Origin of the sequence: Metabacillus sp. YM-086, from assembly GCF_048059995.1 — a bacterium.
In the GTDB taxonomy this organism is placed as follows: Bacteria; Bacillota; Bacilli; order Bacillales; family Bacillaceae; genus Metabacillus; species Metabacillus litoralis_B.
The window spans coordinates 41,651-55,781 of the sequence record NZ_JBLUOI010000004.1; the positions used below are offsets into that span (position 1 = coordinate 41,651).

At 38.2% G+C, this 14,131-nt stretch carries 12 protein-coding genes; all 12 read left to right on the forward strand.

Annotation, left to right across the window (positions count from 1 at the left end):
• The first annotated feature begins 92 nt into the window (after positions 1-92).
• The 12 genes from ACEWK1_RS02915 to ACEWK1_RS02970 all read left to right on the forward strand — a co-directional run bounded on the left by ACEWK1_RS02915 (position 93) and on the right by ACEWK1_RS02970 (position 14,100).
• Positions 93-1,829: a flagellinolysin gene (locus ACEWK1_RS02915; RefSeq protein ID WP_416635724.1), complete on the forward strand. Its 1,737-nt coding sequence runs from the start codon at positions 93-95 to the stop codon at positions 1,827-1,829.
• 1,153 nt (positions 1,830-2,982) lie between these two features.
• Positions 2,983-3,324 (forward strand): flagellar protein FlaG, encoded by a 342-nt coding sequence (gene flaG, locus ACEWK1_RS02920; RefSeq protein ID WP_416635725.1) that lies wholly within the window; start codon positions 2,983-2,985, stop codon positions 3,322-3,324.
• A gap of 13 nt (positions 3,325-3,337) precedes the next feature.
• Positions 3,338-4,936 carry a flagellar hook-associated protein 2 gene (locus ACEWK1_RS02925; RefSeq protein WP_416635726.1) on the forward strand — a complete coding sequence of 533 codons (1,599 nt, stop codon included), beginning with the start codon at positions 3,338-3,340 and terminating at the stop codon, positions 4,934-4,936.
• A 15-nt stretch (positions 4,937-4,951) separates the two neighbouring features.
• A complete protein-coding gene (gene fliS / locus ACEWK1_RS02930; protein WP_416635727.1) occupies positions 4,952-5,353 on the forward strand; it encodes a flagellar export chaperone FliS in 402 nt (133 codons plus the stop codon).
• Positions 5,353-5,706: a flagellar protein FliT gene (locus tag ACEWK1_RS02935; RefSeq protein WP_416635728.1), complete on the forward strand. Its 354-nt coding sequence runs from the start codon at positions 5,353-5,355 to the stop codon at positions 5,704-5,706. The genes fliS and ACEWK1_RS02935 overlap by 1 nt, the downstream gene beginning before the upstream one ends.
• Before the next feature lie 9 nt (positions 5,707-5,715).
• The gene (locus ACEWK1_RS02940; RefSeq protein WP_416635729.1) at positions 5,716-6,102 is read left to right on the forward strand and encodes a hypothetical protein; all 387 of its coding nucleotides are present in this window, start codon (positions 5,716-5,718) and stop codon (positions 6,100-6,102) included.
• Positions 6,103-6,310: 208 nt separating this feature from the next.
• On the forward strand, positions 6,311-6,865 hold the full coding sequence (hpf, locus tag ACEWK1_RS02945) for a ribosome hibernation-promoting factor, HPF/YfiA family (protein WP_416635730.1): 555 nt from the start codon (positions 6,311-6,313) through the stop codon (positions 6,863-6,865).
• 53 nt (positions 6,866-6,918) lie between these two features.
• The gene (rbsK, locus tag ACEWK1_RS02950; RefSeq protein ID WP_416635731.1) at positions 6,919-7,812 is read left to right on the forward strand and encodes a ribokinase; all 894 of its coding nucleotides are present in this window, start codon (positions 6,919-6,921) and stop codon (positions 7,810-7,812) included.
• Positions 7,813-7,957: 145 nt separating this feature from the next.
• Positions 7,958-8,134, forward strand: a complete 177-nt coding sequence (locus ACEWK1_RS02955; RefSeq protein ID WP_416635732.1) for a hypothetical protein — start codon at positions 7,958-7,960, stop codon at positions 8,132-8,134.
• Positions 8,135-8,554: 420 nt separating this feature from the next.
• On the forward strand, positions 8,555-11,065 hold the full coding sequence (secA, locus tag ACEWK1_RS02960) for a preprotein translocase subunit SecA (RefSeq protein WP_416635733.1): 2,511 nt from the start codon (positions 8,555-8,557) through the stop codon (positions 11,063-11,065).
• 130 nt (positions 11,066-11,195) lie between these two features.
• A protein-coding gene (prfB, locus tag ACEWK1_RS02965; RefSeq protein WP_098797103.1) for a peptide chain release factor 2 occupies positions 11,196-12,297 on the forward strand; the annotation gives its coding sequence in 2 pieces (ribosomal slippage) (positions 11,196-11,267 and positions 11,269-12,297; 1,101 coding nt in all).
• A gap of 942 nt (positions 12,298-13,239) precedes the next feature.
• Positions 13,240-14,100 (forward strand): YitT family protein, encoded by an 861-nt coding sequence (locus tag ACEWK1_RS02970; protein WP_121665113.1) that lies wholly within the window; start codon positions 13,240-13,242, stop codon positions 14,098-14,100.
• The last annotated feature ends 31 nt before the right edge of the window (positions 14,101-14,131 follow it).

The following is a 14,131-nucleotide window of genomic DNA, read 5'->3' on the forward strand; positions in this document are numbered from 1 at the left end:
TTATTAATCTTTTCTATATTTTGCAAATCAACAGGATGTATCAAAGTTAATAGCATTTTATTTATTAGGTATGTGGTTTTGGGGGATTATCAGTGAGAATTAGACACAATATTTCTGCTTTAAACACTGAAAGTAGACTAGAGATACGAAATAAAAATATGAATAAAGCCTTGGAGAAGTTATCTTCAGGTTTAAGGATTAATCGTGCTGCGGATGATGCTGCAGGTCTTTCAATTTCGGAAAAAATGCGGGCGCAAATTCGTGGATTAGAGCAAGCCTCACGTAATATTCAAGATGGAATCTCTTTGATTCAGACCGCGGAAGGGGGACTGAATGAAGTCCATAGCCTTCTTCAGCGGGGAAGAGAACTTGCCATTCAAGCCGGGAACGATACGTTAACATCAAAAGATCGTGAAGCTTTGCAAAACGAGGTAAATGAAATTAAAACCGAAGTGGATCGGATCGCCAATACTACTGAGTTTAATACGAAGAAATTACTAAATATTAGTAGTGATACAAGTAGTGCGACAAACGGTTCAACAATCTTATCAGCAGATAAACAACTTGTTTTAGAATACCTACAAAAGGGCTGGTTGTCAGCGAGTGAGGATTTAGTTCAGAACGTGTTGGGTATTGGAGGGATGAACAAGAGCTTAAAAATTGTATTGGAAGATTCGATTGATGGAGCGGGGAATACAATGGCTAGTGTTCAATATCATGTAAGTGGGGTACCTGGAACGGGTTCGAATCTTGAACTTCATATTGATATGGCTGATTTTACAGGATCCTCTTATCCAGATGGAGGAGGATGGATCGCCAATGACCGAATCATCGCTCACGAGATGGTCCATGCAGCTATGGCAGCCAGTGTCAATGTTTCCACTGGAATGGAAACGTGGTTCATGGAGGGTCTTGCAGAAGCTGTGCATGGTGCTGATGAAAGATTGGATGCTTCATTAAGCGGAATGACCCCTACAACATTAGCTAATCTTTTATCCAATGGTTCTTGGGGAGGAACTTCCGACCACTATTCAGCTGCTTATGCAGCTGTTCGTTTTATGGATTTTATCATCAGAAACAACGGTGGTAGTGGTGTAAGAGATATTATTTCCTATATGGCAGCTGACACCTCTAGAACATTGAATGATGCTATTGCCAATAACACAGCTTTAAATGTAACAGGAGTCAATAGTTTAGCGGACTTTATGACAAAATTTCAAAATCCACTAAGCGGAATTGATTATATTAACAACATTCTTTGGCCGCGTTCTGGAAACGCAGATACAGGTTCTTTAATAGGGTCAGATAGCAGTACATTAGCCCCTACCTACAATAACATAGATATCGTAGATGAAACTCCTTATGGGACGGTTACAACGGATCCTTTATCTTCTTTTAATGAGATTTGGCCAGGTGGCACATCGGGTGGTTCTGTTTCTGTTTCGAATCTATCATTTCAAATAGGAGCCAACGCAAACCAAAACATTCATTTATCTCTTGTAGATGTTAGAAGCTCGTCACTTGGTATTTCCTCTGTGCAGCTTGACTTGGATGCAAATGATGCCATTACCAAATTTGACGAGGCGCTTGAAACCGTTTCGGAGTATCGTTCTTCTTTCGGTGCTTTGCAAAACCGACTTGAAAAAGCACTAAATGTAGCAGCTACTACTGAAGAAAACCTAACTGCGTCTGAATCACGAATCCGTGACGTAGACATGGCGAAAGAAATGATGGAACAAACTAAGAACTCTATCCTTTCTCAAGTTGCTCAAGCAATGTTGGCTCAAGCTAACCAACAACCACAAGGAGTTTTACAACTTCTTCATTAATATTAAATTATTTGAAAGGGACTCTAGTATTGCTAGGGTCTCTTTTTATATTCGGGAAGGGAAAGATAATAAGTGGATAATACGTTAATGAAACATTTAAAACGGTTAGAGATCTTTCACAATCAGTATATTGATCTTATAAAAAAATGATTTCAGTAGATGGGAAAAATATTTATTATGTTGATATTTATGCACAATAGCAGTGATACAAAGATCTATTAATATTCTAGATGGATTCTTTAAAATGATAAAAGACAGGAATTTAATTGCAGCAGCTCCTCTTTTGAGGCTTCAATTAGATAACTGTCTTAGATTTTATGCGGTTTTTATTGTAGAAAAGCCTCATGAATTTGCCTTAAAAGGTTAAGAGGGTGAACAAGTTAGAAGAATGAAAGATAGAAAAGGAAATAAATTGAAATTAGTCTAAAAAGAATACTCTACTTTTTGGGGGGAATGGGGAAAGTCGCTTGCGCCCTGAAAGTCCACTTTCTTGCAACAACCTCCGAACATAGAAACAAGTATCAAAAATACATAACCAGTAATAATTAGATATTCAGGTATATATTATAATTATAGAACGTACATTTGTTCTTGGAGCACTGGGTGTTCAAGAAACAAACGATCTAAGCTTCTACTTCGATCATCGAAGTAGGGGCTATTTACTCTTGTTTGAAACGATGCTGGTTGAAGGTAATCAGGGATCAGAATGGATTAGAGCTATTGCTGCTCATACAGAGAGTAGGAATGGCTAATAGAGATCATTTTTAAAAATGGTGAAATAGATTTGAAGATATAGTGAAAAAGTGAGAGCCATGAATGCAAAATAAAGCGTTTATGGCTCTTTTTCGTTCGGAGAGATACACATGAATGAACTGGTACAAGCATTTCAGCAGTGGCTCTTTGAGGAAGGAAGAGCTGCGAAAACGATTGAATCCTACGTTGGGGACGTGAAAGGTTTCCAATAGTATTTAGAAGGAAGGCGATTGAGTCCAATCAGCCGCTTTCTTGTTTTTCTTTTGTTCGTTATTAGCTTACATTTTCTGAACTCTAAATTTTGAGAGACAACATGTCATAGAAAAAATCTATTTTCATTAAACATCCCTCTCATCAATCCGATATAAAGAATAGAACAAATAACAGAGGAGTGTCGTGCATGTCTGTTGATAAAATTTCTTCACAGTCAACTCTTCACATCATTGATTCACTTAACAAAACTGTTGACAAAGTAAAGATAGAATTTAATGAAGAAACAATACAAGAGCAAACACCTAAAAAAGAAGAGGTTGAGAAAGTTGTGCAAAGTATGAACGACTTTATTCAGCCTTCAAGTACTCATATTAAATTTGAGCTTCATGAAAAATTAGAAGAATACTATGTAACGATTGTTGATAATGGAACAAATGAAGTAATTAGAGAAATTCCATCAAGGAAAATTCTGGATATTTATTCGGCTATGACAGATTTCATGGGCATTCTGTTTGATAAAAAAATATAGGCGGTGATTGAATATGGTGACACGTATTGGAGGACTTGCTAGTGGGATGGACATTGATACCCTCGTAAGTGATTTAATGAAAGCAGAACGAATTCCATTGGACAAATTAACACAGAAAAAGCAAACGCTAGAATGGCAGAGAGACGACTATCGATCGATGAATACATTATTAAAAGAACTCGATGATATGCTTTTTCTTAATAAAGATAGCATTGGTAGAGAAGCGACGTTTCTTAAGAAGTCCGTATCAAGTACAGATGATTCGAAGGTTACAGCACAAGCGATTAACGCACAAGCGAATTTCTCTACACAGATCAATGTGAAACGTCTTGCTACATCAGAATCCTGGAAGACAACAGGTAATGTGGTTAAAGACTTTAATAAGGTGACCAGTGACCTAAATTTAACCTTCAAGGTAACGGAACCGGGTGCATCTACTCCAAGAATGATAACCGATCCGAATAATCCAACACAAAAAATCGAAGAAGTCATCACAATTTCATTGAAAAAAGATGATACGATCGATGACGTCATCTCAAAAATCAATTCTTCCAGCCTTGGAATTTCAGCTATGAAGGAAAACGTATTAGTTAACAATAATGGAACACCTGATGATTATTCTGATGATATTTATGAGGAAACAATCGTTTTTACGAATCGAAATACAGGTGCAGGATCAAAAATTGAAATGACTAATAGCGCAACAAATGATTTTATGGCCAGTCTTGGCTTTTCATCTACTCCTGACGGCACTGAGTTTGTTTTATCGTCAGAAAATTCCGGTCAAGATGCCATTGTTGAAGTGAACGGTTTTGAAATGAAAAAAACATCGAACTCTTTTACAATTAATGGAGTTGAATATACAGCCAAAGCGGTTACAACCTCCGCTGTCACCGTGTCTTCAACAACAGATGTTGATAGTATCTTAGATACAATTGTGAAGTTCGTAGACAAATATAATGAAGTGATCGAGAAAATCAATGGAAAGCTAACAGAAGAAAGATATCGGGATTACCAACCATTAACGGAAGAACAAAAAAAGGCAATGGATGAAAAAACGATCGAGCTTTGGGAAGAAAAAGCCAAAAGCGGATTGTTGAAAAATGATTCTGTTCTTTCAAGTAGCTTAAGTAAAATGAGAGTGGACCTGTACTCGCCGGTAACCAATTCTGAAATTGTAAATGGTTTTAGTATGCTATCTGAAATCGGCATTACAACTACTAGCTATAGTGAACGTGGAAAGTTAACAATTGATGAAGATGTTTTGCGTGAGAAAATTCAAGAAAACCCCACAGCAATTTATAAGCTTTTTAATGCTGGTGGAGGAACAGATGATTCAACGGAAATCACAGGATTAGCGAAAAGACTTCGTACAACAATTGACAACACAATAGAAAGCATTGAAGAAAAGGCCGGTAATACTTCTCAAACGAATCAACAGTTTGTGCTTGGTAAAAATCTCATTTCAGTAGACAAACAAATTGATCGCTTTCAAGATCGATTAATGCAAATAGAAGACCGTTACTGGCGTCAGTTCACAGCAATGGAAAAGGCAATTCAACAATCAAATCAACAATCAATGTATTTAATGCAGCAATTTGGAATGCAATAAAAAGGAGTGTCCTACATGGCAATGAATAACCCTTATGCAGCATATCAGCAAAATTCAGTTTCAACAGCCTCTCCAGGAGAATTAACATTAATGCTATACAACGGATGTCTTAAATTTATCAAACAGGCAGCCCTGGCGATTGACACATCCAATATAGAAGAGAAGAATACGAATCTCATTAAAGCACAAAAAATCATTTCCGAATTAATGGTCACATTAAATATGGATCAGGAAATCTCAAAAAGTATGATGGTAATGTATGAATATATAAACCATCGTCTCATTGAAGCCAATACCAAGAGTGATAAAGAAATTTTAAAAGAGGTAGAGGGGTATGTGACTGAGTTTCGTGACACTTGGAAACAAGTTGTTCAATTCTCACGTCAGCAACAACATGGTCAGGGTGGACAAGCGTAGTGACTAGCATGCTACATGTTCATGCACTAACAAAGGAACTTTTTGATTTGGTTTCAAAACCATTAGTGAAAGAAGAGAGAGAGGAAAGAATAAACGCGATTACATCAATCCTTGATAAGAGAGAACAATTATTAGCTGATGTTCAACCACCTTTCTCACAAAATGACGAAAAAATGTTTGAGCAAATCATGGAATGGAATGAGAAAATCAACAAAACGTTTTTAACCATCAAACGAGATATACAAACTGATTTAACTCAGGTGAAAAAATCCAAACAGTCTCAACAACAATATGTAAATCCATATGCAAACATCCCAACTAAAGATGGCATGTTCTACGACAAAAGAAAATAGGTGAAAAAATTGCTAACCATATCAAGCAACCATTATGAGATGATTCATTTTTATAACAACCTTTTAAATACAATTGAAGAAGGTTTTGAATACGTTGTTAGTAGTTTTACAAACCTTGAATTAACAGGTGGAGACCGTATTTTTAAAGATATTTTAGCTGCCTTCTATCATGTAGATTCTACTCATAAGGCACTTCATGCTGTATTACAGGAAGAACGTGAGCTTGTTGAAGAGATGGAAAAATTTAATGAAGTGATTTTAGCTTTAGATGAAGAGTCATCGATTTTTTCATCATTAGACACTCATCAAGATTTTGTCAAAAATCAATTGTTTCCTGCGTACTTAGCCTGGAAAGAGTCTATACAAAAGCAATTGGAACCATACATTACCCATTAAAAAACTCGCCAACTGGCGAGTTTTTTTACATTTTAATTGCAGAAACATCATATATTATTTATGTCTCCTTCACAAACTTTACCCAAACCTACAAACTTCTACAAATTATTTCAAAAATTCACAAATTTTTTTCGAGTTTATGCAGGAGATAAGCAGGGTAGTATAGAATTAGTAATACATAGCTTTATCAAAAAGGAGGAGTTCAATCATGAGATATAACGTCAGAGGGGAAAACATTGAAATAACTCCAGCATTAAGAGAGTATGCAGAAAAGAAAATTGGTAAGCTTGAGAGATACTTTGAAGAATCTGTCGACGCCAATGTGAACATCAACTTAAAGTACTATAATGAAAAAGAATCTAAAATTGAAGTGACCATTCCAATGACAGATCTTGTGTTACGTGCCGAGGAAAATCATCAGGACATGTACGCAGCCATTGATCTTGTTGTTAATAAATTAGAACGTCAAATTCGTAAACATAAAACAAAAGTAAACCGCAAGCTTCGCGAGCAAGGTGCTCCTAAGTTTGTTTTCAGTAATTATCAGCCTGAAGAAAACATTCAGGAGGAAGTAGACGAACAAGATGAAGTAGTTCGTACGAAGCGCTTTAATCTTAAGCCAATGGACAGTGAAGAAGCCATTCTTCAAATGGACATGTTAGGTCACAGTTTCTTCGTTTATACAGATGCGAAAACAAATAAAACAAATGTTGTTTATAAAAGAAAAGATGGAAAATATGGCTTAATTGAGCCACACGTTTGATTGGAGCAGCGCCTATAGGGCGCTGTTTTCGTATCTGAAGGAGGATTTTTAAATTGACAAAGCCTAAGGTTTTAGTGATTGGCAGTATGAATATGGATCTTGTTACACAAACAAATAAGGTTCCAAAAGTCGGTGATACGGTATTGGGGACTTCTTTTTTTACTATTCCTGGTGGAAAGGGTGCCAACCAAGCTGTTGCAGCTTCAAAGCTTGGAGCGAATGTTACAATGCTAGGGTGTGTTGGTGACGATGCTTTTGGTCAGGAACTTAAGCAAAACCTATCAGATCAGGGTGTTACAATCGATTATATAAAAACAATACCTAATACGTCATCCGGAATTGCTTCTATTACACTATCACAAGGTGATAACAGCATTATTGTTGTTCCAGGTGCTAACCAGGAACTTACCCCTGATATGGTTAGAGAGAATGAGAAGATCATTGCAGATTCAGATATTATTCTGTTACAACTCGAAATTCCTCTTGAAAGCGTAAAGACATCAATGGAATTAGCCATCAAACATAATGTGCCAGTTGTTCTAAACCCAGCACCAATTCAATCATTACCAAAGGATTTACTGCTTCAAGCTACATACATAACACCAAATGAACACGAACAAAAAACACTCATATTAAATGATGAGCTGACATCAGAAGAGAAAGAGCTAATCAAACAAAAATGCATTGTTACTCAAGGATCTCAAGGAGTTCTTCTCTATCAAAACACAGAAGAATTAATCCCTGGATATAAAGTGAAAGCCGTAGATTCTACAGGAGCAGGAGACACCTTCAACGGGGCACTTGCTGTTTCTCTAAGTAAAGGAATTGCGTTAAAAGAAGCATGTCAATTCGCCAATGCTGCAGCTGCTCTTTCTGTAACAAAGCTAGGTGCTCAATCAGGTATGCCTTCATTAGAAGAAGTAGAAAAATTCATGGCTCAAGTATGATTAGCTGTTAGATAAATATCTGTTGTTCTATATTCTCGCAACTATGTTAAGATTTAGTAAATTCGCTTGTATATCATAAAATCATATAGAGCTTACATGTATATTTCGATATAATGGGAGTGTTATTAGAAAAGGAGGGGGAATCATGGATAACGAAACAATGTTGAAAGAGGTCCTCCATGCATTGAAAAAACATGAAGATCGTATGGATCAAAATTTTAAAAAGATAGATGAAAGATTTGAGAAAATTGAAGAAAGACTAGACAAGATGGAAGGGCGATTAGATAGAATAGAGAAGAAAATGGATGGCGTTTTGAAATAACAGAAACCCAACAACAAAGGTGACTTTATTTCTGTCAAAACGTACAACATGAAAAAAGCTACCTGAAATTAATTCAATCGTAAGTAGCTGAGGCCCTAATCTTCTCGTAAACCTCCCATATCTCCAAATATCGATGTCCATCCAATGAACAAACATTCATAAAAATTCTAAACTTACTAAGATCTTTAGTAAGTTTTTTTACTGCTTCTTAAATCGACAAACTTCGAATCGTGCCTGTCACCACCCGAAGTTCTACCGACAAAATTCGGTAAGTGACAGGCACCCCAAAACCCCTTCCCACCCCCAACTCCAAACCAAGTCACCCGCCTGTTGCCCCACCACCCCAACTAGTGCTAAAATAAGGAATAGACGAAACTTACATAAAAGCAATTTCACTCTAAACACAGAGGAGCGTATTAGATGCTTGGAATTTTGAATAAGGTGTTTGATTTTAATAAGCGTGCGTTAAATCGTTATGAGAAGATGGCTGATCAGATTGATGCGCTTAGCGGTCAGATGGGTGGCTTATCTGATGAGCAATTAAAGGCTAAAACAGAAGAGTTTAAAGGTCGTGTAGCGAATGGTGAATCGCTAGATAATCTATTAATAGAAGCATTTGCTGTTGTTCGTGAAGCAGCGAAGCGTGTGTTGGGGCTATACCCGTACAAGGTTCAGTTAATGGGGGGTATTTCTTTACATGAAGGGAATATTTCTGAGATGAAAACAGGGGAAGGTAAAACATTAACTTCCACAATGCCTGTTTATTTAAACGCGCTTTCTGGTGAAGGTGTGCATGTTGTCACGGTCAATGAATACTTAGCTAGTCGTGACGCAAATGAAATGGGTCAATTATATGAATTCCTAGGCTTAACAGTAGGTCTTAACTTAAATTCTTTAGATAAAGATGAAAAGCGTGAAGCGTATGCTGCAGACATTACCTATTCAACAAACAATGAACTAGGTTTTGATTATTTACGTGATAACATGGTTCTTTATCGTGAACAAATGGTACAGCGTCCGCTTAACTTTGCCGTAATCGATGAGGTTGACTCGATCTTAGTCGATGAAGCGAGAACTCCATTAATTATTTCGGGACAAGCGGCTAAATCTACGAAGCTTTACATTCAAGCAAACGGCTTTGTTCGTCAGCTTAAACAAGAGGACGATTTCACATATGATGTGAAAACAAAGGCTGTTCAATTAACAGAAGAAGGTATGACAAAGGCAGAAAAAGCGTTTGGCATTGAAAATCTTTTCGATATTTCACATGTGGCATTACTTCACCACATTAACCAAGCACTAAAAGCACAGTTTGTTATGCAAAACGATGTTGATTACGTGGTGGACGAAGGACAAGTTGTGATCGTTGACTCGTTCACAGGTCGTTTAATGAAGGGACGCCGTTACAGTGACGGTCTTCACCAAGCGATTGAAGCAAAAGAAGGTCTTGAAATTCAAAACGAAAGCATGACACTTGCCACGATTACGTTCCAAAACTACTTCCGTATGTACAAAAAACTGTCTGGTATGACAGGTACAGCGAAAACGGAAGAAGAAGAGTTCCGTAATATTTACAACATGCAGGTTGTTGCGATTCCAACAAACAAACCGATTGCTCGTGATGACAGAGCCGATTTAGTTTACCGTTCAATGGAAGGGAAATTCCGTGCGGTTGTTGAGGAAGTAAAACAACGTTATGACTTAGGTCAGCCTGTACTTGTTGGTACAGTTGCCGTTGAAACGTCTGAATTAATTTCTCAGCTTCTTAAGAAAAAAGGTGTTCCGCATCATGTCTTGAATGCGAAAAATCATGAAAAAGAAGCAGAAATTATCGAGAATGCCGGTCAACGTGGTGCTGTTACGATCGCGACAAATATGGCTGGTCGTGGTACGGATATCAAGCTTGGCGAAGGTGTTCGTGAAGCTGGCGGGTTAGCCGTTATCGGTACGGAACGTCACGAATCTCGTCGTATTGATAACCAGCTTCGTGGACGTTCTGGTCGTCAAGGAGATCCTGGTATCACTCAATTCTATCTTTCAATGGAAGATGAATTAATGCGCCGTTTTGGCTCAGAAAACATGATGAACATGATGGATCGCCTTGGTATGGACGATACCCAGCCAATTCAAAGTAAAATCGTTTCACGTGCGGTTGAATCTGCACAAAAACGTGTTGAAGGAAATAACTTTGATGCGCGTAAACAGCTTTTACAATATGACGATGTTCTTCGTCAGCAGCGTGAAGTTATTTACAAGCAACGCTTTGAAGTTCTTGATTCTGACAACCTCCGTGAAATTGTTGAAAAAATGCTAAAATCAACGATCGAACGTGCGGTTGGCATGTATACTCCTAAGGAGGAAGTAGAAGAAGATTGGAACCTAGAAGGCATCATCGACTATATGAATGCAAACATTCTTACAGAAGATGAGCTTGCTGTTTCGGATCTTCGACGTAAAGATCCTGAGGAAATGGCCGAGTTGATCTATAAAAAAGCACTAGTACACTACGATGCGAAGGAAGCAGACTTTGGCGAAGAGCAAATGCGTGAATTCGAAAAGGTTATTCTTCTTCGTGCAGTTGATACAAAATGGATGGATCACATCGATGCGATGGATCAGCTTCGTCAAGGTATTCATTTACGTGCATACGGACAAAACGATCCTTTACGCGAATACCAAATGGAAGGCTTCGCTATGTTTGAAAACATGATCGCCTCAATCGAAGAAGATGTTGCGAAGTACATCATGAAGGCACAAATCCGCAACAACCTTGAGCGTCAAGAGGTTGCAAAAGGTCAAACTGCTGTTCACGCGAAAGAAGGCGATGAGCCAGTTAAGAAAAAACCAACTCGTAAAGTTGTGGAAATTGGCCGTAATGATGCATGTATTTGCGGCAGCGGAAAGAAATACAAAAACTGCTGCGGTCAATAATAACTAGCGTTTACCTATCGAAACGTATATAATAGAACATTATCAAAGAGAGAGGTGCACCCACCTCTCTCTTGTTTGCGAATAAAGATTAGAACTTTTTCAATATAAATTTATAAATGGAGTGACTTTCATGGAATTAGTAGAAATTCGTCAAGAGCTCGAAAAAACAGCTAAACGTTTAGCGGACTTTAGGGGGTCTCTTTGACCTCGATATAAAAGAAGCACGAATTCAACAGCTTGAAGCACAAATGACAGCACCAGATTTCTGGGATAATCAAAACGCTGCACAAGCTGTAATCAATGAAACAAATGCACTAAAAGAAATGGTGGATCAATTCCACGAACTGAACGAATCATATGAAAATCTTCAATTAACATATGAACTTGTTAAAGAGGAAGATGATGAAGATTTACGTGAAGAACTAGTGACTGAAATAAAAGATTTAGTCTCAAAGCTAAATGACTTTGAACTTCAGTTGCTATTAAGTGAACAACACGACAAAAACAACGCAATCCTTGAGCTTCACCCAGGCGCAGGTGGTACAGAGTCTCAGGACTGGGGCTCCATGTTACTTCGTATGTACACACGCTGGGCAGAGAAAAAAGGCTTCAAAGTTGAAACTCTTGATTACTTACCTGGTGATGAAGCAGGTATTAAGAGTGTTACACTTTTAATCAAAGGCCACAACGCATACGGCTATTTGAAAGCTGAAAAAGGTGTACACCGCCTAGTTCGTATTTCTCCTTTCGATTCTTCAGGCCGTCGTCATACTTCGTTCGTTTCTTGTGAAGTTATGCCTGAATTCAATGAAGAAATCGACATCGAAATTCGTACGGAAGATTTGAAAATTGATACGTACCGTGCAAGTGGTGCCGGCGGTCAGCATATCAATACGACTGACTCAGCTGTTCGTATTACCCACACACCAACAAACATCGTTGTAACTTGTCAAACGGAACGTTCGCAAATTAAAAACCGTGAACGCGCCATGAAAATGCTTCAAGCAAAGCTGTATCAAAAGCGTATTGAAGAGCAAGAAGCAGAGCTTGCGGAAATCCGTGGTGAGCAAAAGGATATCGGTTGGGGAAGCCAAATTCGTTCTTATGTTTTCCACCCGTATTCAATGGTTAAAGATCACCGTACAAACACAGAGATCGGAAACGTTCATGCTGTAATGGACGGCGAGCTTGACCCGTTTATTGACGCGTATTTACGTTCGAAGATTCAGTAATATAGAAATGAAAATCGCTCAGAGTTTGACTGTTCCTTTTTATAAAGGAGTAGTCAGTTCTGGGCTTTTTTTCTTTATCATAATTGTTGATTTACATTTATTTGAGTGAGTGATACTAGATAATGCGGCAGAAAGAAAGTTTAACTTTAAAAGAGACTCACTAAAAAAGACTATTAGAAAACAAAATCATATTTGTAGTTTTATGAAGACCGAAACCATCAGCCGAAGCATACGAAATGTACTTCATAATTTGGATGAAGACCAAAACGAGCATTCTCGCAAGCCATATGTACTTCATAAAGGTGATGAAGACCAAAATAAGCAATTCGAGCAAGCAACATGTACTTCATAAAGTGGATGAAGACCAAAACGAGCAATCCTCGCAGGCCAAATGTACTTCATAAAGGAGATGAAGACCAAAATCAGCAATCCGAGCAAGTGAAATGTACTTCATAAAGTGGATGAAGACCAAAACGAGCAATCCTCGCAAGCCAAATGTACTTCATAAGGGGAATGAAGACCACAACCAGCTGCCCGAGCAAGCGAAATGTACTTCATAAGTGAGATGAAGACCAAAATCAGCAGTCCGCGCAAGCGAAATGTACTTCATAAGTGAGATGAAGACCAAAATCAGCAGTCCGAGTAAGCGAAATGTACTTCATAAATGAGATGAAGACTAAAACCAAAACCAAAACCACCAGTCCAAGCAAACAAAATGTACCTCATACCCACAGCAATACCAACTCGCCCCACACAAAAACACCCACTCCCCCATAATTTCCCCCACAATAGCAAACACTAAAAAAACTCCCCACCAACACTTGATTTCTTTACCTCGTTACCACGTTATTTAGGTGTTATTCACAGATAAAATCACGGGTGCTATACTCATCTAGGGCAAGAATAGCTTTAGTGAAAAAGGAGGGTAACAAAGCGATGAATATGCGCAAAAGAAATGATACATATAATCCTACATTAGAAAAAGTACTTGAGTACGTCTACATACTAGTTGGCTCATCGTTTGTTGCAATTGGCTTTAATTTATTTTTACTACCAAACCGGGTTGCATCAGGTGGTGTGAGTGGAATTAGTACGATCCTTGATGCAACGTTTGGTTTTGAGCCGGCTTATGTTCAGTGGGCGTTTAACATACCCCTATTTATTGCCGGAGTTATTTTACTAGGAAAGCAATTTGGGATCAAAACACTAATCGGTACAATTTTTGTCCCACTAGTCGTTTACCTAACAAGAAACTGGGAGCCCGCAACAATGGATCCTCTGTTAGGATCTCTTTTCGGTGGTATTTGTATAGGACTTGGTCTTGGCATTGTGTTCCGTGGCAAAGCTTCAACGGGCGGAACCGATCTAGCTGCACAAATTATTCATAAATACACAGGGCTTTCACTTGGAACTTGTGTCGCGCTCCTTGATGGCTTAATCGTTCTAGCAGCTGCATTTGTATTTGATATTGAAAGAGGACTTTATGCTTTAGTAGGCTTATATGTCACGAGCAAAACGATTGATATTGTGCAAATTGGCCTCGGACGTTCAAAGATGACAATGATCATTACAAACAAGCAAACAGAGGTTCAGGATGCCATTCTAAACGAAATCGATCGTGGCGTTACTAGACTTGCGGCACATGGCGGGTTCACAAATAATGAGAGACCAGTCCTCATGTGTGTTGTGGATCAAACGGAATTCACAAAATTGAAACAACTGGTGCGAAGTATCGATCCGCACGCGTTCGTGACAGTTACGGATGCTTCTGAGGTGCTTGGTGAAGGTTTCAAAAGAGTGTAGTTAGGTTATAATAATCCTTGAATTGACTCTT